A 24,108-nucleotide genomic window follows, 5' to 3' on the forward strand; every position below is an offset into this window, starting at 1 on the left:
TTTAACGCCCCAAGCCGTAAGAGTCTTCGCGGACCACGCGCGGAGTAACCTCGCGCGGATCGATCGTGACCGGCTGGTAAATGACGCGCCGCTGTTCCGGGTCGTAGCGCATTTCGACGGTGCCGGACAGCGGGAAGTCCTTGCGGAAGGGATGGCCGATGAAGCCATAGTCGGTGAGGATGCGGCGCAGGTCCGGGTGGCCTTCGAAGACGATGCCGTACAGGTCGAAGGCTTCGCGTTCGAACCAGCCCACGGCCGGCCAGCATTCCATCAGCGAGGCGACCATCGGGAACTCGTCGTCCTCGGCCCAGGTGCGCACGCGCAGGCGCCAGTTGTTCTCGATCGAGAGCACATGGGCAACCACGGCGAAACGCGAGCGGTGGATCTTGGCGTTGGTTTCCTCGGGCAGTTGGCGCGTGCCGTTGCCCCAGGTCAGGTAGTCGACGCCGCAGAGGTCGATACAGGTTTCAAAGCGCAGGCCGGCTTCGGTGCGCAGCTTGTTGCAGACGGAGAACCACTGCTGCGCGGGTACTTCGAGCGTCAGCTCGCCCAACGCCTCGGTCAGCGCGATATCCGCGCCGAGGGTGGTCTGCAAATTGTTTTTCAGGGTTTCGAGCCTGGTCATCATCTTGTACGCTTAGGTGAACCGATATGCTGGTTTCGCGGGGCCGGCTGCAAAGGCTGCTGCCTGGCGCGGCGGAACTCAGCGCGCAATCGTGTTGGTCAGACGGATCTTGTTCTGCATTTGCAGCAAGCCGTAGACCAGCGCCTCGGCCGTGGGCGGGCAGCCTGGCACGTAGACGTCTACCGGTACGATGCGATCGCAGCCACGGACCACCGAATACGAGTAGTGGTAGTAACCGCCGCCGTTGGCACAGGAGCCCATGGAAACCACCCAACGCGGCTCGGGCATCTGGTCGTAGACCTTGCGCAGCGCCGGCGCCATCTTGTTGCACAGCGTGCCGGCCACGATCATCAGATCGGACTGGCGCGGGCTGGGGCGGAAGATGATGCCGAATTGGTCCAGGTCGTAGCGGGCCGCGCCCGCGTGCATCATCTCAACCGCGCAACAGGCCAGACCGAAGGTCATGGGCCACATGGAGCCGGTCTTCGCCCAATTAAGGAACTTGTCGGCGCTGGTTGTGATGAACCCTTGCTTGAGAATGCCGTCTATAGCCATATTCGTCTCTGATAGCGTGCTGTGAAAAAACCCGGCGGGTTATTCCCAGTCCAGCGCGCCCTTTTTCCATTCGTAGATGAAGCCGACCGTCAGCACGGCCAGGAAAACCATGACCGTCCAGAAACCGACGAGACCGACCGTGCCTTGGGCGATGGCCCACGGGAACAGAAAGGCGATTTCCAGGTCGAAAAGAATGAACAGGATCGCCACCAGGTAGTAGCGCACGTCAAACTTCATGCGGGCGTCTTCGAAGGCCTCGAAACCGCATTCGTACGGCGAGAGCTTCTCGGCGTAAGGACGCCGCGGACCAAGGAGGGAGCCGGCCGTTAGAAGCGCGAACCCGATAAGGGTGGCCACTACGATAAACAGCAGGACGGGAAAATACTGTTGCAGGTTCATTCAGGCGTCCGTCAAATGCGCAAACCTTAGGATTGTAGCATTCGCGCGGTTACTTCTGGCTGAACTCTGTAGCTCGAACAGCAGGCGAAAGACAGCATTCCTTAAATGGAACAATGGCTGCTTTCAGCACCGGTACGCAAGCATACAGCAGCCTGCCGATGCACGCACAAACACACGCAAAAACACAGGCGCGCAAACGAAAAAAACCACCCCGGAGGGTGGTTTTATACAAACGGGCCGAAGCCCGTTTGTGCACTTTAAATCCAGGCAGGACTTGCGCCCTGCTTTGGATTAGAAGCGGTGACGGATACCGACGCCGACGGCGGTCGACTTGACGTCTTCGATGAAGGCGTAGTTCTTGGCGTACGAACCGTAAGCGTACAGGTTGGTGCGCTTGGACAGGTCGTAGGTGTAGCCCAGCGAGAAGACGTTCATCGTCTCAGCACCGTTGATACGGTCGTTGCTGGGGTCAACCATTTGCCACGAACCGAACAGCTTGCTTGCGCCGCCGATCGGGGCGGACAGGCCGACCATGTACGAGTTGGCCTTGAAGCCGTCAGCAAAGATGTTGGTGCCGATGCTCAGGGAGCCCGAACCGGTGTTCACGCCTTGGCCAGCGAACCAGCCGTCGGTCGTGCGAGCGTAGGCCAAGGCCAGCTTCACGACTTCGAAGTCGTACGAACCGCCGATGGCGTACATACGCGGGGTCGCGTCTTGATCAGCAAACACCGACTTGTTCGAAGCGTTCAGCTGGTCGTACGTGAGGGCCACGTTCAGGGGGCCGTTCACGTAACGCAGACCGGTCGTGATGGCGCGGGTGTTGTCAGCCGTGCGCCAGCCGGTTTGATCAGCGTTGTTGTCGTCAGCGTTGAACGAGTAGCCAACGCCGAACTGGAAGCCGCTGAACGACGGGGTCTGATACATGACCATGTTGTCGTAGCGTTGCGTGTTGGCAGCGCTCATCGAAACGCCGATGTTGGCTTGACCGAAGCCAGCGCCGAACGGATCGATCGAGCCGAAGTACTTCGACGCGATGTTGGTTTGACGACCGAAGTCCAGTTGACCCCAGCTGTCGCTGGCCAGACCGATGGTGGCTTGACGACCGAACAGGCGGCCACCTTGGGCCGACTTGCCGTTACCCGAATCAAAGCCGGATTCCAGTTGGAAAACAGCGCGCAGGCCGTCACCCAGGTCTTCCGAACCACGCAGACCCCAGCGCGAACCGTTCTGGACGCCGTTGATCATGCCGAAACGGCTGCCGTTCATGGCATCGGGACCACCGCTGATCTTGTTGTAGCCGATACCCGTGTCGATGATACCGTACAGGGTGACAGACGTTTCTGCCTGGGCGACACCGGCAAAACCGGCGAGCAGGGCGGCAGCGAGCAGAGTCTTTTTCATTTAAGAAATCTCCGTTGATTTGAGTGACAAGAGCAGCAATCCAGCAAACCAGCCTGCCGCCCCCCTAACTCCGCGAAGGGAAGTTGACGCTATTGCATCAAAAATCAGGGGGGCTGGCTATGGTCGGCGCCAGAAAAGTGCAGGTTTACGACAGGCTTGTTGGGATATTGCAACAACTCAGCGAAGCCTGGCCGGACACGCTAGGGCTTACCCTTGGTTTTTAGGCCAAGCACCTATTCATGCGACTTTCAGCCCTGCCCCTAATTATCCGGATGCTCCGGATACCATCCTCGCCATCAAATACAGCTCCCTTCCGAGCCCTGTTTCCGCGTCGCCGCGGCCTCCAACCAGCCATCGGAATCGCACCTTCGCCATAAGGCCCCCACAGCAGGAATGCGCCGACTCGTCCACTATCAATAACATTGTTATTTATAAAAATCGCCGATATGATCGAATCGTCGTCTCACCATTCAGCCATATGCCTACGCCCACGTCCCGCGCCGACCGTTCCGAAAGACTGAATGCGTTGCGCCGCCAGCTGGTTCTGGACGCCGCCCAGCGCGTGTTCGAGCGCGACGGCCTGGAGAAGACCACGATCCGCGCGATCGCCAAGGAGGCCGGCTGCACCACCGGCGCCATCTATCCGTGGTTCGCCGGCAAGGAAACCATTTATGGCGCACTGCTGGAGGAATCGCTGGAACGCCTGCATGCGCATCTGGCCGAGGCGGCCTCCAGCGGGCCGGCGCCGGCCGCGGCGCGCACTGCGATCCATGCGTTCTTCGGGTACTACGCAGAGCGGCGGACCGACTTTTCGCTGGGCATGTACCTGTTCCAGGGGCTGGGGCCGCGCGGCCTGGGCCGGGAAATGGACGAACGGCTCAACGCCCGCCTGCGCCAGTGCATAGATCTGCTGGGCGTGGCGCTGGCCCGGACCAAGTCCTGGGAGGCCGCGACCGTCGCCGTCGAACAGATGAATCTCTTCACCTATTTGATGGGGTTGCTGCTGCTGCTGCACACCCGCCGCCTGAAATCCCTGGGCCAGCAAGCGGAAACGCTGCTGGACAACTACTGCCTCGCCCTGGAGCAACGATGACCGCAACCGACCTGGACACCCCGGCCGACGCCCCGCTGATCAGCCTGGCCGACTTCCATATATTGCTGGCCGACCAACATCCGTTTTCCATGCTGTTGGGCATAGACGTAATACGCATCGGCCGCGGCACGGCGCGCGCGGTGCTGCCGGCGCGCGACGCCCACCAGCGGCTGGGCGGCATCGTTGCCGGCCCCATGCTGATGGGCCTGGCCGACCTGACCATGTACGCGGCGGTGGTGGGCGCCACCGGACAGGCGCACGCTGTGACTGCCAGCCTGACGATCAATTTCCTGCGCAAGAGCCCCGCGGGCGCCATCTATGCCGACGCCCGGTTGCTGAAAGTGGGCCGGCTGTCCGCGGGGGAAGTCATCCTGACCGGCGAGGGTTCGGACGAACCTCTTGCCCATATCGTGAGCACGTGGTCCGTGCCCAAGCCATGAGCATGCGCGTGAGCATCGTCGGCATGGGCAGGATCGGCACGCAGGCCGCACAGCGCCTCCTGGCGGCCGAGCCGGACATCGCGCTGACCCTCTACGACATCGAGCCCGGGCGTTGCGAAGACTTCCGCGGCAGCGCGACGCTGGCCACCTCCGCGCGGGAAGCGCTGGAAGAATCCGACACCATCGTGCTGGCCCTGCCACGCGAACGCGAGATCGACCGCACGCTGGAGCGTTTCAGCGACGGCAACGTGACGGCGCCGGTGGCAGGCAAGCTGATCGTGGATCTGGAGCCGCCTTGCGCCGAACGCGCGCGCAGCCTGGACCAGGCCATCGTCGCGGCGGGCGGCCGCTACACCTGCGCGCCCCTGGCCGCGGCGGTGGACGCTCCGCTCGCCGAGACGCGCTTACTGAACGCGCTGGCCCGCGGCGCATGAGGGCCGCAGGCGCTGCGCCGCCGCCACGCACAGCGCCAACCAGGCCAGGCTGACCGCGAAGCCCGCCAGCACGTCGCTAGCGAAATGGACCTGCAGCAGGATGCGGCTGAGTCCGATCGCCATGATGAGCGCCGCCAGCAGCGCAATGCCGGGCAGGCGCCAGGCAGGCGGCGCCAGACGCCACAACAGATAGCAGGCCATGCCGTAGACGGCCATCGCGGCAGAGGAGTGGCCGCTGGGAAAGCTCCATCCCGCCACGCTGGCGTAGCCATGATCGTGCTCCGGCCGCACCCGTTCGAAGGCGTGCTTGAGCAGCCAGTTGAGCGCGCCGCCCACGCCGGTGGCGACGGCGCAGACCAGGGCCAGCCGCCATTCTCCGCGCCACAACAGGAACAGCGTCATCAGCACGCTGACCCCGGTCAGGAATTTCCGGTCGCCCAGGTAGGTGAACCAGGACAGCAGCCACAGCAACGGCGTGGACATGGACATGCTCAGGGAATTGGCCAGGGCCCGGTCGAACGCCACTACCCTCCCCTCGCTTTCTATCGCGAAAGCCAGGACCAGGAAGAGTACGAGCGCGGCGCACGTACCCGTCATGAAGAGGGCGTCGCGGCGACGGCCGCGCAGACTCAGGCCGCAGCGCGCAAACACGAGCGCCACCCCGCCGGCCAGCAACGGCAGCGCGATGAACAACTGCAAGGCATGGGCCGCGGCCCATGCCGCGTACGCGTCCGTCATGAATAAGAGCCCGCCACGATGAAACTCCCGATCCTTCTCAATTACAGCGCGACCAAGGTCCCGTCTACCGGTGCAAAAGCATGCGCCCCGGCGGCGTAGTCCCAACGCTCGATATGGCACTCGCCTGCCCCCTCGCAGGTGATGACATTGACCGAATTGGGCACATTGCCGCGCACGCGGCGCGAGCAGGTGGTTCCGGCCTGGACGACCCAGCCGCCGGAAGGCGCCGCCGGGTTCGCGGGCAGCACATAGGGCAGATGGATATGCCCCCCCAGAATCAGGTCCACGCCCGCCTGCGTCCAGGCTTCGAGAGCCCGTTCGCGCCCGTTCAGCAGATTGGACAGGTCCGACTCGACCTTGGCGCGCACGGGATGGTGCGCCACCACGACGCGCAACTGCCCGGGCCTGGCCTGGCGCAGCCTCTCGGCGACCCGGGCTATCTGCGCGCCGGATATCTCGCCATCCTTGCGGCGGCGCGGGCGTGTCGTGTTGACGCCGATGGCGAGCAGGCCGGCGTTCTCGAACACGGGTTCGAGCACTGGCCCCAAAGCCCGCTTGTAGTTGCCGTAAGGATTGAGCGCGCGCGCAAACACGTTGAACAGCGGAATGTCGTGATTGCCCGGCACGGTCAGCACCGGCAGCGACAGGCGCTCGATGAACCTGCGGGCGGCGGCGAACTGGCCGCGCCGCGCGCGTTGCGTGATGTCACCGCTAAGCACCACCAGGTCAGGCGCAAGCGTGCAGGCCAGGTCCAGCGCGGCTTCGACCACGGGTTTGCGTTCCGTGCCGAAGTGGGTATCGGAAAAATGCAGGATACGGGTCATGAACGGTCCAGATATTGCGAGTCCGCCGGCACCACCAGCGGCAGCCGTTCGTCGGCCACTTTGAATTCCAGCGGCGTATCCATCCAGGAGATTTCGCCGTCCATCGCCACCTTGACGCGGCGGCGCCCGCGCACGGCCACCGTCAGACGGTCGAAGGCGAAACTCACCACATGCTCGGCTTCGCCCAGGCGGCTGAACAAGCCGCGCAACAGCAGGCCATAGAGCGCCAAGGTGCCGACCGGCCGCGCCGCCATGGCGATCAGGCGGTTCTGATCCAGCTCCGCCGATTCGATGCCGATGTGCTCCAGCTGGAGCTTGTTGTTGCCCACCACCAGGGTGGGCGAGCGCAGATTGCGGGCCTGCCCGCCATGATCCAGCAGCAGGCTCAACTGGCGCGGCGCGCGCAGCAGGGTGACCAGGCCGGACCACAGCGCCACCATCCGGCTGCGGCCGTACTTCTGTTTATAGGCTTCGCGGTCCTCGAGCAATTGCGGATACAGACCCAGGCTGGCATTGACCAGGAACAGCCGGCCGTTGAGCATGCCGACTTGCACCGGCCTGGGCTGGCCTTGCAGAAAGCCGCGCAAAGCCACCTCGGTATCTTGCGAGATGCCGTAGCTGCGCCCGAAGTAATTGAACGTGCCCTGGGGCAGGATGCCGAACGGCACTCCTTTGCCAAGCACCACACCCGCGACCGCATTGAGCGTGCCATCGCCGCCTGCCGCGATGACCACGCCCTGCTGTTCCTGCGCGCGCGTGACCGCGGCCTCGGCCGTGGCGGTCAGGCGCGACGGATCCTGCACGGGCATCAATTCGTAACGGCGCCCGGCCTCGTCGAGTATGCGACGGATCGTGTCTTGGAGGATCTGCGCGTCGCCGCGTCCCGATCCGGTATTGAGGACGATGAAGAGGGGTTCTTGTCCCGTCAGGGAATGGGCCGCTGTTGCCGGTTTATGCTGGGTTGGCGTCATGCGACAAACATACCCCATGCCGGCAAAGCGCCGCAACAAGGCTGGCGGCGGACGCGCCAGGCGCGCCCGCCGCCGCCGTTCAGCGGCCGATGGCGTAAGCCTGCATCAGGCGCGGCGTGGCTGCCGCGTGCAGCAGGCCGTCGGCATCGCGCGAAGCCGCGGTCAACCTGCCCACCGACCACTCTGGCACTTCCTCGATCTGGTGCCCGCGCTGGCGCAGCGCCGCGATGACCTCGGCGCCGAAGCTCGCCTCCACCGCCAGATGCCCCGGCTTGCGGTCGCGCGGATAGAAGGACGTGGGGAAATGCATGGTGTGGGACATGGGCAGGTCGATCGCTTCCTGCAGGTTCAGGCCGTGGTGCACGTGACGCAGGAAGAACAACAGTTGCCATTGCTCCTGCTGGTCGCCGCCCGGCGTGCCGAAGGCCAGGTAGGGCTTGCCATCGCGCAGCGCCAGCGAGGGCGTCAGCGTGGTGCGCGGACGCTTGCCGGGCGCCAGCGTGCCAGGCAGCCCTTCTTCCAGCCAGAACATCTGCGCGCGGGTGTTCAGGCCGAAGCCGAGTTCCGGGATCACCGGCGAAGACTGGAACCATCCGCCCGAAGGCGTGGCCGAGATCATGTTGCCCCAGCGGTCGATGACGTCCACGTGCGTCGTGTCGCCGCGTTTGGCGGAGGCGCGCATGTCGGCAAGCGTGGGTTCATTGGTGGCGCTGCCGGGCGCGGATACCTTGGACAGGCGCTCCAGCGTGTCCATGACGCGCTTCACTTGCGCCTCGAAACCCGGCACTTGGCCGGGCAGCAGATCTTGCGAAGCCGACTCGCCGATCAACGCGCGGCGTTCGGCGTTATAGGCGTCGGACAGCAGATGGTCCAGCGGCACGTCGACGAAGGCCGGATCGCCGTAATAGGCCTCGCGGTCGGCGAAGGCCAGCTTCATGGCCTCGGTCACGCGGTGCACGAATTCGGCGCTGGTCGGGCTCACGCCTGCCAGATCCATCTCCTTGAGCAGCGCCAGGGTCTGCAGGAAGACCGGACCTTGACTCCAGGAGCCGGCTTTCGCCACGGTGTAGCCGTGATAGTCGTAGGTGACCGGCGTGTCGTAGCTGGCCGACCAGCCCGCCAGGTCCTCGGCGGTAATGACGCCGCGGTGGGTGGACCCGCTCTCGTCCATGACATCGGTGTTGCGCGCAAACTTGTCGATTTCCTCCGCAATGAAGCCACGGTAGAAGGCGTCGCGCGCCGCTTCGATCTGGCGCTCGCGGTCTGCGCCGGCGCTTTCGGCCTGCTTCAGCACGCGGGTCCAGGTGCGAGCCAGCGCCGGATTGCGGAACAGTTTGCGGGCCTCGGGCACCTGGCCGCCCGGTACGTAGACCGCGGCCGTCGTGGGCCAATGGGTCTGGAAGAAGTCCTTCAGGCCGGCGATGGTGTTGGAGATGCGCGGCATGAGCGCGTGGCCGTGCTCCGCGTAATAGATGGCGGGCTCCAGCACGTCGCGCACGCGCATGCTGCCGTGATCACGCAGGAGCAGCATCCAGGCGTCGAAGGCGCCAGGGATGACAGTGGCCAGCAGGCCGTTGCCGGGAATGAGCTTGAGGCCTTCGGCGCGGTAGCGTTCGAGCGTGGCGGCAGCGGGCGTGGTGCCCTGGCCGCACAGCACTTCGACGCGGCCGGTGCGCGCGGAATAGAACACCGCGGGCACTTCGCCGGCCGGGCCCACCAGATGGGGTTCGACCACCTGCAGCACGAAGGCTGAGGCCACGCAGGCGTCGAAGGCGTTGCCGCCGCGCTCCAGCAGCGACATGCCGGCGGCGCTGGCCAGCCAATGGGTGGAGGTCACGACACCGAAGGTGCCAAGGATTTCCGGGCGAGTGGTAAACATGATGATTCCTATAGGGCTGCCGCTGAAACGCGGAACACTTCCTGCACGGCGGGCGCCTGGCGATCAAAAGAACAGGCACGCTGGAGAGGCCGGCGGACGCCGCCAGCCGGGGCACCGCGGATCCGGCTCCGCCGGTCCGCCAGCGCCGCCCCCTGGGGGGCCCGCGCCAACGGGTAGGGGGGAGCCTACTTTTTTGCCACAGTGACGCCCTTCAGGCGGATCAGGCCGTCGGGGTAAGGCACAAAGCCCTCCACCTTCTTCTGCACGCCAAAGGTCCACGGCAGGTAGAACAGATAGACGATCGGGCGCTGGTCCTGCATCGCCGTCAGCACCTGGTCATACATGGCGCGGCGCTTGGCGGTGTCCGATTCGGCGCGGGCGTCGTTGAGCAGCTTGTCCACGGCGGCGTCGCAGAACTTGCCGTCGTTCAGGTTGCCCTTGCAGCTCAGGTACTGGTGGATGTTGCCGCTGGGATCGACGCGGCCCGACCAGCCGCTCTGCCCTACTTCGAAGTCGCCGCGCGCGAGCGAGGATTGCAGGGACGCGAACTCCACCGGACGCAGCGTGATGTCGAAGCCCGCTTCGGCGCCCATGGCCTGTACCAGCTCGAACACCTGTTGCATGGTGGTGTTGTTGCCAAAGGTGATCTCGAACTTGACGCGGTCATAGCCCGCTTCCTTCAACAGCGCCTGCGCCTTCTTGGGGTCGCGGCCCTTGTGCTCGAAGGCGGTGTTGTAGGCGAAGCTGGCCGGCGGGAACGGCTGATAGGCGGGCTGGAACATGCCTTCGCCGATCACCTGATTGAGCACGTCACGGTCGATCGCGAGGTCCAGCGCCTGACGCACGCGCTTGTCCTTGGCCAGGGGGTTGTTGGCGCGCGCGCCATTGGCCAGGTTCACCGAAATGGCCTGGAAGCCCAGGCCGGTCACCGGCGCCAGGGTCAGGTTCTTGTCGTCCTTCACCGCCTTGGCATCGCTGGGCGCGACGCGCTCGATGATGTCCAGGTCGCCGGCGCGCAGGTTGTTCAGGCGCACGGTGTTGTCGGGAATCGGGGTGTAGACCAGACGGTCGAAGTGATAGTTGGCGGCGTCCCAGTACTTGGGAAATTTCTCGAGCACGATGCGGTCGTTCTGCACGCGCTCCTTGAACTGGTAGGGGCCGGAGCACACCGGCTTGCCGCCAGGGTCCTTGTCGAAGCTGGCGGGAGACATCATCATCCCGGCGCGGTCGGACAGCTGCGACAGCAGCGAGGCATCGGGTTCGGACAGCGTCAGCACCACGGTGCTGGCGTCCGGGGCCTCGACGCTGGCGACGGTGGCCAACTCGCTCTTGCGGTTGCTGTCAGGCAAGGTGCGGGCGCGGTCCAGGTTGGCCTTGACGGCGGCGGCGTTCACCGGCGTGCCGTCATGGAAAACGGCGTCGGTGCGCAGCTTGAAGGTCAGGACCTTGTTGTCGGGGCTGAAGGTCCAGGATTGCGCCAGCTGCGGCACGATCTTCAGGTCCGGCGTGATCTCCACCAGCTTGTCGCAGAGGGAAGCGAAGACGATGCGGCCCACGAAGGTGCGCGCGCGCACCGGGTCCAGCACGTCGGGGTCGTCCTGCAAGCCGATACGCAGGGTGGATTGCGCTTGCGCCAATCCGCTGGCCAGCATTCCCGCCATGGCCATGGCGAGGCAAAGTTTACGCATGAAAGATCTCCGTCGGTTCAGGTCGGCCTGGTTCCCCACGCGGACGCGCCGCCCGGCATGAGGGAACAGACCCGAGCCGTGCTGCATCCGGGTCCATCCCCCGCTGCGCACGTTCTTGTTGGATTCTGCGCCAGGCGCGCGGCGATTGTATAGAGCGGCGGCTGTCGTAAGCCTAAATGCGCGCCGGACGGCCGCCTTGCGGACGCACCCTCAGGGGATGCGGCAAGGGGCCGCGAAGTCCACGGCGGCCTGGACCTCGGCGCGCAGCTTGGCGACCAGCGGCCGGGCATCATCGCGGCGGTACTGGAATGCATAAGGCATGGCCGCCAGCGGCGTATCGCCTTCCAGCACGCGCAGGCTGCCCTCGGCCTGCAAGGCGCGGGCCCAATGGCTGGGCAGCAGGCCGACCCCGGTGCCTTCTATCAGAAGGCCGACCACCGCCCCCCAGTTGTTGCAGCAGAGGCGTTCGCCGCCGGCATCGCGGCCCGCCAGCCAGTCGTCGATGATGCGCGTGGTGCCGGCCCCCGCCGGCAGCGTGACCAGCGGCAGGCGGGCAAGCAGCTCCGGCGTCATGCGCGTGGCGCCGTCCAGCAGCGCCGGCGCGGCGACCCAGGAAAAGTCGGCCTGGCCTATGGCCGTGGAAGCGATATTGGGCCGAGAGGAACGGCCGGCGATCACGGCAAAGTCCAGTTCGCCGTCGGCCACGCGCTGCTCCAGCACCTGGCCGATGTCCACATAGGGTTCCAGCACCAGGTCCGGATAGGCGGCGCGCACGCCCCGGATCAGCCGCGGCAGCCAGGTGAGCGCGGTCAGCTCGCCCACGCCGAAGCGGCAGCGACCGCTGAGCCCCGCGCTTTGCGCCAGCGACGCCCGTATCTGCTCCGCCGAGGCCAGCAGGTCGCGCGCCTGCGGCAGCAGGCGCTGGCCGGCGTCGGTCAGCACCGCCTTGTGGCCGCTGCGATCGAACAAGGACTGGCCCAGGCCTTCCTCGAGCTCGGTGATGCGCTTGGACAACGACGATACCGACAGATGCAGGCGCTCGGCCGCCACGGCGAAACTTGCGCAGGTGGCGGCCCAGTAGAAGGCTTCGAGTTGCTTGAGGGTCATGCGCGGATTGTAGGGGCGTCCGGCATGGGGATGCTCAGTTCAGGAGCATCCCGTTGAAAAGCGCCCGCCGCGGAATCAGGCGGCTTTCGGCGTCAGCAGGTGCGCGGAAAACCGGAGGGTATCGATGGCGGCGCGGAGCATGCGCTCGACGCGCGGCCACATGTCGCCCTTGAGGCGATCGGACCAGCAGATGCTGTCAAACACCCCGTCGACCAGGGCGTGCAGATAAAGATTGGACAGGCGCACGTCCAGCGCGCGCGGCAGGTCCTCGCGCTTGACCGCGGCGCGCAGCAGTTTCTCCGAGGTGCGCAGGGCGTGGCGCTCCCACAAGTCACGGCGGCGCAGCAGCGGCGCGTTCTCGTCGCTGCGTTCGCATTTGAGGTACAGGATTTCCAGCACGCGCTGCACCGAGCCTTCCTGCGCGTAGATCTGGATGTATTGCCGCATGGAGGTGTAGAGCGATTCCAGCGCCTCGCCGTCGGTCGAGACATGAGTCAGGGGAGCAGCCTCGCCCAGCGCGCGGTCGCACATGGCGATGCAGACGTCGATCTTGTTTTTGTAATGGCCGTAGACGGCGCCCCGGGACACCCCTGCGTGGTCGGCGATGTCGCTCATGGTGGTGGCGGCCACCCCCTTGGACAGGAACACGTGCTCCGCGGCATCCAGGATGCGGTCGCGGGTGCGTTGGGACTCTTCTTTCGTCTTGCGGGCCATGCGGGGGACCTCCTTCTTAAAAACCGGCTGCAAAAAAACGGCGGCTTCAAAACAAGAAGCCGCCTCTTTCGTCACTGTGAATAAGTGTGAAGCGGGGAGCATACTTCCGAACAAAATAATTAATCAAGCGTGACGGATTAAATGATAGACTCGCTTCCCCACGCGGGAAAGTCGGCGCCTTTCCCCACCTCAGCCCTCTGCGGGCCCATCAGAAATTTTAAAAATGAAGCAAAGAGTCTCTCTACGCACGCTCGCCCTTTCTTCCGTACTAATTCTTATTACCGGTTGCTCGAAACCGGAAGCCCAACAAGCCACCGAGGCTCCCGCCGAAGTCGGCGTCATCGTTGCCCAAGCCACGCCCACCAGCGTCGCGACCGAATTGCCGGGCCGGCTGGAGCCCTACCGCGAAGCCGAAGTGCGCGCGCGCGTGGCCGGCATCGTCACCGCGCGCCTGTACGAAGAAGGCCAGGATGTGACGCGCGGCGCCGCCCTGTTCCAGATCGATCCCGCGCCGTTGCAGGCCGCCTACGATTCGGAAGCCGCGAACCTGGCGCGCGCGCAGGCCAATCTTTCCGCCGCCGCCGACAAGCTGCGCCGCTACGCTGACCTGGTGTCGGACCGCGCCATCAGCGAACGCGACCACGCCGAAAGCGTGGCGCAGGAACGCCAAGCGCGGGCCGAGGTCGCCCTGGCCCGCGCCAACCTGCAGAGCGCCAAGCTGAAGCTGGATTACGCGCGCGTCACTTCGCCCATCGACGGCCGGGCGCGGCGCGCGCTGGTGACCGAAGGCGCACTGGTGGGCGAAGGCCAGGCCACGCCGCTGACGGTGGTGCAGCAGATCGATCCCATCTACGTGAACTTCGCCCAGCCGGCGGCCGAGGTGATGCAGTTGCAGAAGCAGATCCGCGCGGGCGCCCTGGAAGGCGTGGCGCCGGACCAGGTGCGGGTGCGGCTGCTGCTGCCCGACGGCTCGGAGTACGGGCGCGGCGGCACGCTGTCGTTCGCCGATCTGGCGGTGGATCCCGGCACGGACAACGTCACCATGCGGGCGCTGTTCGAGAACCCGGGCCGCGATCTGCTGCCGGGCATGTATGTGCGGGTGCGGCTGGAGCAGGCGATCAACCGCGACACCTATCTGGTGCCGCGCAACGCCCTGCTGCGCAATGCCGAAGGCGCGCACGTGCTGGCCGCGGGTGCAGACGGAGAGCTGAAGAAGATCGCCGTCACCGCAGAGCGGCTGCAGGGTCCGAACTGGATCGTCACGCAGGGATTGGCAGGCGGCGAACGCATCGTCGTCGAGAACGCCGCACATATGGCGGCGGGACAGAAAATCAAACCGGTGGAGCGGGCCGCGCCCAGTGCGCAGGCCACCGCCGCCGGCAACCCGGAGGCCGGCGTCCAGGCTAGGACGTCCGCGCCGGGCCAAAAAGGATAAACCGCAATGGCGCGTTTTTTTATCGATCGCCCCGTCTTCGCCTGGGTGATCTCGCTGCTGATCGTGCTGGTCGGCATCCTGTCGAGCCGTGCGCTGCCGGTGGCCCAATATCCGGACATCGCTCCGCCCGTGGTCAATGTCGGCGCCAGCTACCCCGGCGCCTCGGCCAAGGTGGTCGAAGAGGCCGTCACCGCCATCATCGAACGCGAGATGAACGGCGCGCCGGGACTGATGTACACCTCGTCCAGCAGCGACTCGACGGGCTGGGCCAGCATCAACCTGACTTTCAAGCAAGGCACCAACCCGGACCTGGCGGCCGTGGAAGTGCAGAACCGCCTGAAGGCGGTGGAGCCGCGCCTGCCGGAATCGGTGCGCCGCGACGGCGTGCGCGTGGAGAAGGCGGCCGACAACATCCAGCTGGTGGTGTCGCTGAAGTCGGATGGCGGGCTGGATGACATCCAGCTGGGCGAACTGGCAGCCTCCAACGTGCTGCAGGCGTTGCGCCGCGTGGAAGGCGTGGGCAAGGTGCAGTCGTTCGGCGCGGAAGCCGCCATGCGCATCTGGCCGGATCCGGCCAAGCTGACGGCCATGTCCCTGACCCCGGGCGACATCGTCTCGGCCCTGCGCAGCCACAACGCCCGCGTCACCATCGGCGAGCTGGGCAACCAGGCCGTGCCCAAGGACGCCCCGCTGAACGCCAGCATCGTCGCGGGCGAGTCCCTGCGCACGCCCGAGCAATTCGGCAACATTCCGCTGCGCGCGCAGCCGGACGGTGCCACTTTGCGCCTGAAGGATGTGGCGCGGGTCGAGTTGGGCGGCACCGACTACATGTACCTGTCGCGCGTGAACGGCATGACCGGCACAGGCCTGGGCATCAAGCTGGCGCCGGGTTCGAACGCGGTCGAAACCACCAAGCGCATCCGCGCGACCATGCAGGAGCTGGCCCAGTATTTCCCGCCGGGCGTGACCTGGGACATTCCGTACGAGACATCCACCTTCGTCGAAATCTCGATCAAGAAGGTGCTGATGACCCTGCTGGAAGCCGTAGCCCTGGTGTTCTGCGTGATGTACCTGTTCATGCAGAACTTCCGCGCCACGCTGATTCCGACGCTGGTCGTGCCGGTGGCGCTGCTGGGCACGCTGGGCGTGATGCTGGGGCTGGGCTATTCCATCAACGTGCTGACGATGTTCGGCATGGTGCTGGCCATCGGCATCCTGGTCGACGACGCCATCGTGGTGGTGGAAAACGTCGAGCGCATCATGGCCGAGGAAGGCTTGTCGCCGCGCGAGGCCACGGTCAAGGCCATGGGCCAGATCAGCGGCGCCATCGTGGGCATCACGGTGGTGCTGGTGTCGGTGTTCGTGCCGATGGCCTTCTTTGACGGCGCGGTGGGCAACATCTACCGCCAGTTCGCCGTGACGCTGGCCGTGTCGATTGCCTTCTCGGCCTTCCTGGCGCTGTCGCTGACGCCGGCGCTGTGCGCCAGCATGCTCAAGCCGATCGCCGCCGGCCACCACGAGAAGCGCGGCTTCTTCGGCTGGTTCAACCGGGCCTTCGCGCGCCTGACGGCGCGCTACACCGCCCGGGTGTCGGGCGTGCTGGCCCGTCCGGTGCGCTTCGGCCTGGCCTATCTGGCGGTGATCGCCGCGGTGGCGCTGCTGTTCGCCCGGCTGCCCTCTTCCTTCCTGCCGGACGAAGACCAGGGCAGCTTCATGGCCATGGTCATCCTGCCCCAGGGCTCGCCGCAAGCCGAAACCATGGCGATGGTGAAAGAGGTCGAGCGCTACATGATGGAGCATGAGCCCGTCGAATATGTGTATTCGGTCAACGGCTTCAGCAACTACGGCAGCGGACCGAACTCGGCCATGTTCTTCGTCACGCTAAAGGACTGGAAGCAGCGCGGCGGCGCCGACCTGCACGTGAACGCGGTGGTGGAACGCATCAACGCCGCCTTCGCCGGCCGCAAGAACGTCATGGTGCACGCGCTGAACTCCCCGCCGTTGCCGGACCTGGGCTCCACCTCGGGCTTCGACTTCCGCCTGCAGGACCGGGGCGGCCTGGGCTACGAGGCCCTGGAGCAGGCACGCCGGCAATTGCTGGCAGCGGCGGCCAAGCATCCCGCGCTGACGGAGGTTGTCTTCGCCGGCCAGGAAGAAGCGCCGCAGCTGGAGCTGCGCGTCGACCGCGACAAGGCGCAGGCCATGGGCGTGCCACTGGACGAGATCAACACCGCCCTGGCGGTAATGTACGGTTCGGACTATATCGGCGACTTCATGCTCAATGGCCAGGTGCGGCGCGTGACCGTGCAGGCCGACGGCAAGAGCCGTGTCGACATGGAAGACGTGTCGCGCCTGCATGTACGCAACCTGCAGGGCCAGATGGTGCCGCTGTCGGCCTTCGCCACCCTGAAATGGTCGATGGGACCGCCGCAGCTCAACCGCTACAACGGCTTCCCGTCGTTCACCATCAACGGCTCGGCCGCGCCCGGGCACAGCAGCGGCGAGGCCATGCGCGCCATGGAGGCGCTGGCGGCCGAACTGCCGCGCGGCATCGGCTTCGACTGGTCGGGGCAGTCCTACGAGGAACGGCTGTCCGGCAACCAGGCGCCCGTGCTGTTCGCGCTGTCGGTGCTGGTCGTGTTCCTGGCCCTGGCCGCGCTGTATGAAAGCTGGTCGATACCGCTGGCGGTGATCCTGGTGGTGCCGCTGGGCGTGATCGGCGCGGTGCTGGGCGTGACGCTGCGCGGCATGCCCAACGACATCTACTTCAAGGTCGGCCTCATCGCCACCATCGGGCTGTCGGCCAAGAACGCGATCCTGATCGTGGAAGTGGCCAAGGACCTGGTGCGCGACGGCCAGGGCATCGTGTCCGCCACGCTGGAGGCCGCCAGGCTGCGGCTGCGGCCCATCGTGATGACCTCGCTGGCCTTCGGCGTGGGCGTGCTGCCCCTGGCGCTGGCCACCGGCGCGGCCTCGGGCGCCCAGGCCGCGATCGGCACGGGCGTGCTGGGCGGCATCGTCACGGCGACGGTGCTGGCCATCTTCCTGGTGCCGCTCTTCTTTTTGATCGTGGGCCGCGCGCTGGGCATGCGCGTGCGCCCCTCGCGTCCGCAAGGCCGCGAAACGCTGGAGACCACGCCATGAAGGCTATGGCAATGACCCTGCTTGCGCTGGCCCTGGCCGGCTGCTCGCTGGCCCCCACCTATGAGCGACCGGCAGCGCCGGTCCCCCTGGCCTATGACACGGTCGCCGCGGACGGACTGGCGGCGATGCCGCAGGACTGGCGCGATTACTTCAACGACCCGGCGCTGCAGGCCTGGATCGCCGCCGCGCTCGAGAACAACCGCAACCTGCGGGTGGCGGCGCTGCGCATCCAGGAAGCGCGGGCGCTGTACGGCGTACAGCAGGCCGACCGCCTGCCGTCCATCGACGGCACGGGCGAGTTCAGCCGCGGACGCGGCGCGGAGCCCGGCCAGCCGCGCATGCCGGTGGCCGACCGCTACCGCGCCGCGGTCGGCATCGCCGCGTTCGAACTGGATTTCTTCGGCCGCGTGAAGAGCCTGAGCGACGCGGCGCTGTCGCGCTACCTGGCCAGCGAGGAAGCGCACCGCGCTGCCACGCTGTCGCTGGTGTCAGAAACGGCCACGGCCTACTTCAACCAGCGCTCACTGGCCGAACAGCTGCGCCTGACCGAAAGCACGCTGGCGCTACGCGAGGCCTCGCTCAAACTGACCCAGCGCCGTTACGACGCCGGGCTGGAAACGGCCGTGGGGCTGCGTACCGCGCAGATGCTGGTGGAATCCTCGCGCGCCACGCATGCCGAACTGAGCCGGGAATACCGGCAGTCGGTGCACACGCTGGGCCTGCTGGCGGGCGATTTTTCGCTGCCGCCCGACACCGATGCCGTCACGCTGGAAAGCCAGAGCCTGACACCGCTGGCCGCGGGCCTGCCTTCAACCCTGCTGGTCCGTCGCCCGGACTTGCGCCAGGCCGAGGACATGCTGCGGGCCGCCAACGCCGACATCGGCGCGGCGCGCGCGGCGTTCTTCCCGTCGGTGCAGCTGACGACCGACATCGGCACCACGGCGGGCAGCTTCTCGGACCTGTTCGGTTCGGGCACGGGCACCTGGACCTTCGCGCCCAAGCTGACGCTGCCCATCTTCAACGCCGGACGCAACAGCGCCAACCTGTCGCTGGCGGAAGCGCGCAAGGACATCGCGGTGGCCCAGTACGAGGGCAGCATCCAGCAGGCCTTCCGCGAAGTGGCCGACGCGCTGTCCGCGCGCGACACGCTGCGCGCCCAGATCGACGCCCAGCGCAAGGTCCGCGACGCCGACCGCGACCGCCAGCGGCTGACCGAAAGGCGCTACGAACGCGGCGTGGCGAGCTACCTGGAAATGCTGGAAGCGCAGCGCAGCCTGTTCGAATCCGAACAGGAGTTCATCCGGCTGCAGCAGCGCCGGCTGGTCAATGCGGTGGAGTTGTACAAGGCGCTGGGCGGCTGGGAGCAGCCCCGCTCATGACTGGTCAGCCAGCCTTGTCGATGCGGTAGGCGCAGCGGCGGGCGCCCGCGAGGATGTGTTCTTCGCGGCGCACCCGGACTTCTGCTCCTAGCACCTTGTGGAAGAGCTCCAGCTCGCTGCGGCAAAAGCCCATACAGGCTTTGGCCGCGGAGCAGATCGGGCAGTGGTTCTCGATGAACAGGAAGTCCGCGCCATCCTTGCGCAGCTCGGCCATGTAGCCTTCGGCAGAGCGGACTTCCACCAGCCGCTCCAGCCTTTCCTTCAGGCTGCGGGCGCCCTGCATGGCCTGGCGGTAGCTGCTGAGCATGGCGGCTTCGCGCGCCTGGATCAGCTTTTCGATGCCCTCTTCGCCAAACACCTGGCGCACCGCGCCCAGCATCTGCACCGTCATTTCGGCATGCGTGTCCGGGAAGCGCCCGTTTCCGGCATCGGTCAGGAACCAGATCTGCGTGGGCCGGCCCCGGCCCGCGCTGTGGCTTTCGGAATCCACCAGTCCTTCCGCATGCAGGCGCGTCATCTGCTGACGCACGGCCTCGGCCGTCACGTCCAGGGCCTTGGCAATGACGGCGACGGATTGCGGGCCCCGCGTCTTCAGGGTCATGAGCACGCGATCGGCGGGCTGATGCTCCCAGACCACGGGATGGGACGGACTGTCAGACATGGATGTGCATACTCCGGTTGTTTGCCTATGGTGCCATGAACCTGGCCTGCCGGTCAGCCCGAAGCGGCCGGCGGATCCATCGAGGGCGCCTCCCATCCGCCCCCCAAGGCTTTGTACAGCGCGATCAGACGGGTGTAGGACTCGGTTTCGGCCACGGCCACGGCGTCCTGGGCGCGCAAAAGCGTACGCTGCGCGTCCAGCACCGTCAAATACGGCGTACTGCCCTCGCGGTAGCGCAGCTGCGCCAGTTCCGCCGCCCTGCCGCTATGCGCGGCCGCCTGCGCCAGGCTGCCCAGGCGCTGCTGGGTCTGGCCGTACTCCGTCAGCGCCGATTCCAGTTCCTCGACCGCGCGCAGCACGGTCAGCTCGTAGCTGGCGACGGCGCCGTCCGCGCGCGCCACCGCGCCACGCTTGCGCGCCAGCGCCGTGGGCAGATGGAAGGCAGGCCAGTTGGCCGTGGCCGCCACGCTGAACGCGCGGCTGGCCGATGAGCCGAAATCCGCGCCGCGCAGGGCGACGAAACCCAGGAACCCGCCCAGGTCGATGCGCGGATAGAGCTCCGCAGTCGCCACGCCCACATCGGCGTTGGCCGCAGCCATGCCGCGTTCGGCCGCCAGCACGTCCGGGCGGCGCGACAGCAAGGCGCTCACGTCTCCGATCGGCAGGCGGGTATCCAGGGGCGCCAGCGCCTTGCCCGCATCGAGCTCGCCCAGCTCCACCGGCCGCAGGCCCGCCAACACCGCGATCCGGTACTGCGCCAGCCGTCGGGCCGCGATCTGCAACGGCACGCTGGCCTGCACGGTCTCCAGTTCGGCGCGGGCGCTGGCCAGGTCGCCTTCGTCGCCGCGGCCGGCCGACACCATGGCCTGGATCACGCGCAGGCTGTCGCGCTGGCTTTCCAGGTTGGCGCGCGCCACGGCCAGGCGCTGTTCCGCGCCGCGCAGCTCGAAGTAATTGCGCGCCACTTCGGCGGCCACGACGATGCGGGTCTGGGCCAGGTCCGCGGCCTGCGCCTCGCTGCGCGCGGCCGCGCCCTCGGCCGCCCGGCGCAGCCGGCCGAACAGGTCCAGCTCCCAGGTGGCGTCAAAGCCCGCCCGGTAGCTCTCGGCCAGATTGCGCTGGCCCGCGACGCCGGCATTGGCCTGCGACAGACTGCGTTCATAGCCGCCGCCCAGCGTGACCGCCGGCAACTGGTCCAGTTCCTTCTCGTCCAGCACCGCGCGCGACTCGGCCAGGCGCGCCTGCGCCATGCGGATATCCAGATTGCGCGACAGCGCCAGATCGATCAGCCGGTCCAGCTGGGGGTCCTGCAATTGCTTCCACCAGTCGCGCTGCAATTGATCGGTTGAGAACAGGGCCTGTTCAGGGCTGGCCAACGCCACCGGAGCAGCCTGGGGTTTCTGGTAGTCGGGTCCGACGGCGCAGCCGGCCGTGGCCAGCGCGGCCAGCAGCACGGCCGCGCCGCGGCGCATGCGTATGGAAAGTTGTGAGTGCTTCATGATGGTTTCCTTCGGCTAGGCGGAGGCGCCGGGCGCCGCGGCGTCCTCGGCCTGGGCCAGCGCCAGTTCCCGGGCGCGCGGCGTGTCGTGCGCTGCGCGGTGGTCGCGGGCGAATACGGTGTAGACGGTGGGCAGCACGAACAACGTAAACAGCGTGCCCACCAGCAGGCCCACCACGATGACCAGGCCCAGGCTGTAGCGGCTGTGCGCGCCCGCGCCGCTGGCGAACAGCAACGGGATCAGGCCCATGACCATGGCGGCGGTCGTCATCAGGATGGGACGCAGCCGGATGCGGGCGGCCTGCTCCATCGCGGTGCGCCGGTCCAGCCCGTGGCTGACCTGCATTTCATTGGCGAACTCCACCATCAGGATGCCGTGCTTGCTGATCAGGCCGATCAGCGTCACCAGCCCGATCTGGGTATAGATGTTGACGGTAGCCATGCCCAGCGCCAGCGGTATCAGCGCGCCGCAGATCGACATGGGCACGCTCACCAGGATGATGAAGGGGTCGCGCAGGCTCTCGTATTGCGCCGCCAGCACCAGGTAGATCACGATGATGGCGAAGATGAAGGTGATCATCAGCGCCGAGCCTTCCTGGCTGTACTGGCGCGCGTCCGACTGCCAGTCGTAGCTGAAGCCCGCAGGCAGGAACTGGGCTTGCCGGGTCAGGAACTGCACCGCATCGCCCATGGTCACACCCGGCATCGGAATGGCCTGGAAGGTGGCCGCGTTGAGCTGGTTGAACTGCGTCAGCTTGTTGGGCTCCACCCCCATGGACACGGTCACAAGGTTGGACAGCGGCACCTGCGCGCCGCTGGCGCTCTTGACGTAGTAGCGCGCCAGCGACTCCGGCGAAATACGCTGTTCGCGCAGGCTCTGCGGAATAACGTCGTAGGAACGGCCGTCCATGCCGAAGCGGTTCACGTAGTTCTCGCCCACCAGCACGGCCAGCGTGTCGCCGATGGCCTTCATGGTGACACCCAGGCTGTTGGCCTTGGCGCGGTCCACCTTCAGTTGCACCACCGGATTGTTGTAGTCCAGGTCGCTGTCGACCACCATGAACAAGCCGCTTTCACGCGCCGCCTTCTTCAGGCCCTCCATGGCCTCATAGACCACCGGATAGTCGGACGCGCTCATGATGACCATCTGTACCGGCAGCCCGCCGGTGGAGCCCGGCAGGGACGGCAGCTGGAAGGCGAAGATATTGCTGCCCTCGACCTGGTTCACCATGGCCTGCATGTCGGCCTGGATCTGGTCGGCCGAACGCTCGCGCTTTTCCCAAGGCACGAAGTCCACGCCGCCGATGCTGTTGGAGACGCCGTCGGAACCGTTGATCAGCCAGCGCCCCTGCTGTTCCGGCAGGGTCTTCATGACGTCGTCCCACTTGCGGCCGAATTTCTCCACGTAGTCGATATTGGCGTGCTGCGGCGACTTGATCGCGGTCAGCACTGTCGACTGGTCTTCGACCGGCGCCAGCTCGCGCTGCGCGGCGTTGTAGAGGAACGGCAGGCTCGCCAGTACCGCCACGGCAATCAGCCCGGTCACCCATCGGTGATGCAGCGAGACGTCCAGCACGCGGCCATAGGCATCGCCCAGGCGTCCGAAGAAATGCTCGGCGCGGCGCGCCATCCAGCCCTCGGAGACCCGGCTGTTGAGCAGGAACGAGCTCATCACGGGCGACAAGGTCAGCGCAATGACGCCCGACACGACCACGGACCCGGCCAGGGTGAAGGCGAACTCCTTGAAGAGCGAACCAGTAAGCCCGCCCATCAGGCCGATCGGCGCGTAGACCGCGGCCAGCGTGATGGTCATCGCGATCACAGGCCCCGCCACTTCGCGCGCGCCGATGAGGGCCGCGCGCACCGGCGACTTGCCCTCTTCGATGTGGCGGTGCACGTTTTCCACGACCACGATGGCGTCGTCCACCACCAGGCCGATAGCCAGCACCATGGCCAGCAAGGTCAGCAGGTTCACGCTGAAGCCGAACAGCGCCATGATGGCAGCCCCGCCCAGCATGGACAGGGGAATGGTCAGCACCGGAATCAGCACGGCGCGCAAGGAACCCAGGCACAGGAAGATCACCACCACCACGATGGCGATGGCCTCGATCAGCGTATGCACCACGCCATCGATGGAAGCGCTGATGAAGCGGGCCAGCTCGAACGGCACCTGTACGCTGGTGCCGGGCGGCAGGTTCTGCTTGATGTTGGGCAGCAACTCGTTCAGGCGTTTGACGATCACCAGCGGATTGCCCACCGGCGTGGCGTTAAGGCCGAAGTACACCGCCGGCTCGCCGTCCATCAGGCCGCTGGAATCGGTGGATGCCGCGCCCAGTTCCACCGTGGCCACGTCGCCCAGGCGCACGATCGCGTCGCCCTCGCGCTTGACCACCATGTCGCGGAATTCCGCGACGTTGACCAGGTCCGTGTTGACCTGGATGTTGGACACCACGTACAGGCCCTTGGCCTGCCCCGGCGCCGCCTGCACGTTGTTGTCGCGCAGCGCGTCGGCCAGTTCGCCCGCGGAAATGCCGCGCGCCGCCATCCGGTTCGGGTCCAGCCACACCCTCATGGCCAGTTTTTGCCCGCCGTAGAGTTCCACGCTGGCCACGCCGTCGATGGACGAGAGCTGCGGCTGCACCACGCGCGACAGATAATCCGTCAGGGACGCCAGCGACAAGGTGCTGCTGGAAAAGCCGACATAGGCCACGGCGGTCGCCTCGCCGGCGGACTTGACCAGCACGGGGTCGTAGACGTCCTGCGGCAGGCGGTACTTGACCTCGTTGACCTTGGCCATCACCTCCGTCATGGCCTTGTTGGAGTCGGCGTTCAGCTTCATCCGCACCGTGATCACGCTACGGCCTTGCGTGGAGGAAGACGACAGGTAGTCGATGCCTTCCACCGTGGCCACGGACTGCGCGATGGGCTGGGTGACGAAGCCTTGCATGAGGTCGGGCGAAGCGCCCGGATACTGGGTGGTGATGGTGATGGTGGTACTTTCGGTCAGCGGATACTGCCGCACCGGCAGGCCGCTCAGGGCCTTGATGCCCAGCAGCAGGATCAGCGTGCTGACCACCAGCGCCAGCACTGGCCGGCGCACGAAGAGATCGGTGAATTTCATGT

At 66.4% G+C, this 24,108-nt stretch carries 20 protein-coding genes; 6 read left to right on the forward strand and 14 right to left on the reverse strand.

Annotated elements, in window-relative coordinates:
* Nucleotide 1: 1 nt before the first annotated feature.
* The 4 genes from IB268_RS17630 to IB268_RS17645 form a co-directional block, all read right to left on the reverse strand.
* Nucleotides 2-628, reverse strand: coding sequence for an NADH-quinone oxidoreductase subunit C (locus IB268_RS17630; RefSeq protein WP_054450481.1), 627 nt, complete (start codon nucleotides 626-628; stop codon nucleotides 2-4).
* Between the two features lie 75 nt (nucleotides 629-703).
* Nucleotides 704-1,180: an NADH-quinone oxidoreductase subunit B family protein gene (locus IB268_RS17635; protein ID WP_006217960.1), complete on the reverse strand. Its 477-nt coding sequence runs from the start codon at nucleotides 1,178-1,180 to the stop codon at nucleotides 704-706.
* A gap of 39 nt (nucleotides 1,181-1,219) precedes the next feature.
* The gene (locus tag IB268_RS17640) at nucleotides 1,220-1,579 is read right to left on the reverse strand and encodes an NADH-quinone oxidoreductase subunit A (protein ID WP_006217959.1); all 360 of its coding nucleotides are present in this window, start codon (nucleotides 1,577-1,579) and stop codon (nucleotides 1,220-1,222) included.
* 291 nt (nucleotides 1,580-1,870) lie between these two features.
* On the reverse strand, nucleotides 1,871-2,980 hold the full coding sequence (locus tag IB268_RS17645) for a porin (protein ID WP_125472577.1): 1,110 nt from the start codon (nucleotides 2,978-2,980) through the stop codon (nucleotides 1,871-1,873).
* A gap of 478 nt (nucleotides 2,981-3,458) precedes the next feature.
* Between IB268_RS17645 and IB268_RS17650 the strand changes: the two genes are divergently transcribed.
* Genes IB268_RS17650 through IB268_RS17660 form a run of 3 tightly spaced genes read left to right on the forward strand, consistent with a single transcriptional unit; the run spans nucleotide 3,459 to nucleotide 4,947 of the window.
* Entirely contained in the window at nucleotides 3,459-4,073 is a 615-nt protein-coding gene (locus IB268_RS17650; protein WP_054450479.1) for a TetR/AcrR family transcriptional regulator, read from the forward strand.
* The gene (locus tag IB268_RS17655) at nucleotides 4,070-4,513 is read left to right on the forward strand and encodes a PaaI family thioesterase (protein WP_054450477.1); all 444 of its coding nucleotides are present in this window, start codon (nucleotides 4,070-4,072) and stop codon (nucleotides 4,511-4,513) included. Before IB268_RS17650 ends, IB268_RS17655 begins: the two co-directional genes overlap by 4 nt.
* Nucleotides 4,510-4,947 (forward strand): NAD(P)-binding domain-containing protein, encoded by a 438-nt coding sequence (locus IB268_RS17660; RefSeq protein ID WP_054450475.1) that lies wholly within the window; start codon nucleotides 4,510-4,512, stop codon nucleotides 4,945-4,947. Before IB268_RS17655 ends, IB268_RS17660 begins: the two co-directional genes overlap by 4 nt.
* On the opposite strand, the gene IB268_RS17665 is transcribed toward IB268_RS17660, so the two are convergent.
* From IB268_RS17665 to axyZ, 7 genes are all read right to left on the reverse strand, one after another.
* The gene (locus IB268_RS17665) at nucleotides 4,918-5,685 is read right to left on the reverse strand and encodes a phosphatase PAP2 family protein (RefSeq protein ID WP_054450473.1); all 768 of its coding nucleotides are present in this window, start codon (nucleotides 5,683-5,685) and stop codon (nucleotides 4,918-4,920) included. The two genes, IB268_RS17660 and IB268_RS17665, sit on opposite strands and share 30 nt — an antisense overlap.
* A 41-nt stretch (nucleotides 5,686-5,726) precedes the next feature.
* Nucleotides 5,727-6,509, reverse strand: a complete 783-nt coding sequence (locus IB268_RS17670; RefSeq protein ID WP_192354572.1) for a metallophosphoesterase — start codon at nucleotides 6,507-6,509, stop codon at nucleotides 5,727-5,729.
* Entirely contained in the window at nucleotides 6,506-7,480 is a 975-nt protein-coding gene (locus IB268_RS17675) for a diacylglycerol kinase family protein (RefSeq protein WP_054450469.1), read from the reverse strand. The genes IB268_RS17670 and IB268_RS17675 overlap by 4 nt, the downstream gene beginning before the upstream one ends.
* Before the next feature lie 79 nt (nucleotides 7,481-7,559).
* Entirely contained in the window at nucleotides 7,560-9,359 is a 1,800-nt protein-coding gene (locus tag IB268_RS17680; RefSeq protein WP_125472573.1) for a gamma-glutamyltransferase family protein, read from the reverse strand.
* A 185-nt stretch (nucleotides 9,360-9,544) separates the two neighbouring features.
* Entirely contained in the window at nucleotides 9,545-11,047 is a 1,503-nt protein-coding gene (locus tag IB268_RS17685) for an ABC transporter substrate-binding protein (RefSeq protein ID WP_119449055.1), read from the reverse strand.
* Between the two features lie 210 nt (nucleotides 11,048-11,257).
* Entirely contained in the window at nucleotides 11,258-12,154 is an 897-nt protein-coding gene (locus tag IB268_RS17690; RefSeq protein ID WP_054450464.1) for a LysR family transcriptional regulator, read from the reverse strand.
* 75 nt (nucleotides 12,155-12,229) lie between these two features.
* On the reverse strand, nucleotides 12,230-12,868 hold the full coding sequence (gene axyZ / locus IB268_RS17695) for a multidrug efflux transcriptional repressor AxyZ (protein WP_119449053.1): 639 nt from the start codon (nucleotides 12,866-12,868) through the stop codon (nucleotides 12,230-12,232).
* Nucleotides 12,869-13,091: 223 nt separating this feature from the next.
* Here axyZ and IB268_RS17700 point away from each other — a divergent pair, with 223 nt between their 5' ends.
* The 3 genes from IB268_RS17700 to oprZ are packed head-to-tail and all read left to right on the forward strand — an operon-like array spanning nucleotide 13,092 to nucleotide 18,826.
* Nucleotides 13,092-14,303 carry a MexX/AxyX family multidrug efflux RND transporter periplasmic adaptor subunit gene (locus IB268_RS17700; RefSeq protein ID WP_192354573.1) on the forward strand — a complete coding sequence of 404 codons (1,212 nt, stop codon included), beginning with the start codon at nucleotides 13,092-13,094 and terminating at the stop codon, nucleotides 14,301-14,303.
* Nucleotides 14,304-14,309: 6 nt separating this feature from the next.
* Nucleotides 14,310-17,447, forward strand: coding sequence for a multidrug efflux RND transporter permease subunit (locus IB268_RS17705; RefSeq protein ID WP_192354574.1), 3,138 nt, complete (start codon nucleotides 14,310-14,312; stop codon nucleotides 17,445-17,447).
* Nucleotides 17,444-18,826 (forward strand): multidrug efflux RND transporter outer membrane subunit OprZ, encoded by a 1,383-nt coding sequence (oprZ, locus tag IB268_RS17710; RefSeq protein WP_192354575.1) that lies wholly within the window; start codon nucleotides 17,444-17,446, stop codon nucleotides 18,824-18,826. Before IB268_RS17705 ends, oprZ begins: the two co-directional genes overlap by 4 nt.
* A 4-nt stretch (nucleotides 18,827-18,830) precedes the next feature.
* On the opposite strand, the gene IB268_RS17715 is transcribed toward oprZ, so the two are convergent.
* From IB268_RS17715 to IB268_RS17725, 3 genes are read right to left on the reverse strand one after another with little or no spacing between them, the layout of a single operon-like run.
* A complete protein-coding gene (locus IB268_RS17715) occupies nucleotides 18,831-19,487 on the reverse strand; it encodes a metalloregulator ArsR/SmtB family transcription factor (RefSeq protein ID WP_054450450.1) in 657 nt (218 codons plus the stop codon).
* A 53-nt stretch (nucleotides 19,488-19,540) separates the two neighbouring features.
* Nucleotides 19,541-20,986 carry an efflux transporter outer membrane subunit gene (locus IB268_RS17720; RefSeq protein WP_119449048.1) on the reverse strand — a complete coding sequence of 482 codons (1,446 nt, stop codon included), beginning with the start codon at nucleotides 20,984-20,986 and terminating at the stop codon, nucleotides 19,541-19,543.
* A gap of 15 nt (nucleotides 20,987-21,001) precedes the next feature.
* Nucleotides 21,002-24,106 (reverse strand): MexW/MexI family multidrug efflux RND transporter permease subunit, encoded by a 3,105-nt coding sequence (locus IB268_RS17725; RefSeq protein WP_125473049.1) that lies wholly within the window; start codon nucleotides 24,104-24,106, stop codon nucleotides 21,002-21,004.
* Nucleotides 24,107-24,108: the final 2 nt, after the last annotated feature.

The sequence above is a fragment of the Achromobacter sp. ACM01 genome (assembly GCF_014851745.1).
GTDB classification, from domain to species: Bacteria; Pseudomonadota; Gammaproteobacteria; order Burkholderiales; family Burkholderiaceae_B; genus Achromobacter; species Achromobacter aegrifaciens.

Bases quoted from the DNA above. Each gene is read 5' to 3' on its own strand.
- IB268_RS17630 (WP_054450481.1), bottom strand. From the start codon at position 628: ATGATGACCAGGCTCGAAACCCTGAAAAACAATTTGCAGACCACCCTC.
- IB268_RS17635 (WP_006217960.1), bottom strand. From the start codon at position 1,180: ATGGCTATAGACGGCATTCTCAAGCAAGGGTTCATCACAACCAGCGCC.
- IB268_RS17640 (WP_006217959.1), bottom strand. From the start codon at position 1,579: ATGAACCTGCAACAGTATTTTCCCGTCCTGCTGTTTATCGTAGTGGCC.
- IB268_RS17645 (WP_125472577.1), bottom strand. From the start codon at position 2,980: ATGAAAAAGACTCTGCTCGCTGCCGCCCTGCTCGCCGGTTTTGCCGGT.
- IB268_RS17650 (WP_054450479.1), top strand. From the start codon at position 3,459: ATGCCTACGCCCACGTCCCGCGCCGACCGTTCCGAAAGACTGAATGCG.
- IB268_RS17655 (WP_054450477.1), top strand. From the start codon at position 4,070: ATGACCGCAACCGACCTGGACACCCCGGCCGACGCCCCGCTGATCAGC.
- IB268_RS17660 (WP_054450475.1), top strand. From the start codon at position 4,510: ATGAGCATGCGCGTGAGCATCGTCGGCATGGGCAGGATCGGCACGCAG.
- IB268_RS17665 (WP_054450473.1), bottom strand. From the start codon at position 5,685: ATGACGGACGCGTACGCGGCATGGGCCGCGGCCCATGCCTTGCAGTTG.
- IB268_RS17670 (WP_192354572.1), bottom strand. From the start codon at position 6,509: ATGACCCGTATCCTGCATTTTTCCGATACCCACTTCGGCACGGAACGC.
- IB268_RS17675 (WP_054450469.1), bottom strand. From the start codon at position 7,480: ATGACGCCAACCCAGCATAAACCGGCAACAGCGGCCCATTCCCTGACG.
- IB268_RS17680 (WP_125472573.1), bottom strand. From the start codon at position 9,359: ATGTTTACCACTCGCCCGGAAATCCTTGGCACCTTCGGTGTCGTGACC.
- IB268_RS17685 (WP_119449055.1), bottom strand. From the start codon at position 11,047: ATGCGTAAACTTTGCCTCGCCATGGCCATGGCGGGAATGCTGGCCAGC.
- IB268_RS17690 (WP_054450464.1), bottom strand. From the start codon at position 12,154: ATGACCCTCAAGCAACTCGAAGCCTTCTACTGGGCCGCCACCTGCGCA.
- axyZ (WP_119449053.1), bottom strand. From the start codon at position 12,868: ATGGCCCGCAAGACGAAAGAAGAGTCCCAACGCACCCGCGACCGCATC.
- IB268_RS17700 (WP_192354573.1), top strand. From the start codon at position 13,092: ATGAAGCAAAGAGTCTCTCTACGCACGCTCGCCCTTTCTTCCGTACTA.
- IB268_RS17705 (WP_192354574.1), top strand. From the start codon at position 14,310: ATGGCGCGTTTTTTTATCGATCGCCCCGTCTTCGCCTGGGTGATCTCG.
- oprZ (WP_192354575.1), top strand. From the start codon at position 17,444: ATGAAGGCTATGGCAATGACCCTGCTTGCGCTGGCCCTGGCCGGCTGC.
- IB268_RS17715 (WP_054450450.1), bottom strand. From the start codon at position 19,487: ATGTCTGACAGTCCGTCCCATCCCGTGGTCTGGGAGCATCAGCCCGCC.
- IB268_RS17720 (WP_119449048.1), bottom strand. From the start codon at position 20,986: ATGAAGCACTCACAACTTTCCATACGCATGCGCCGCGGCGCGGCCGTG.
- IB268_RS17725 (WP_125473049.1), bottom strand. From the start codon at position 24,106: ATGAAATTCACCGATCTCTTCGTGCGCCGGCCAGTGCTGGCGCTGGTG.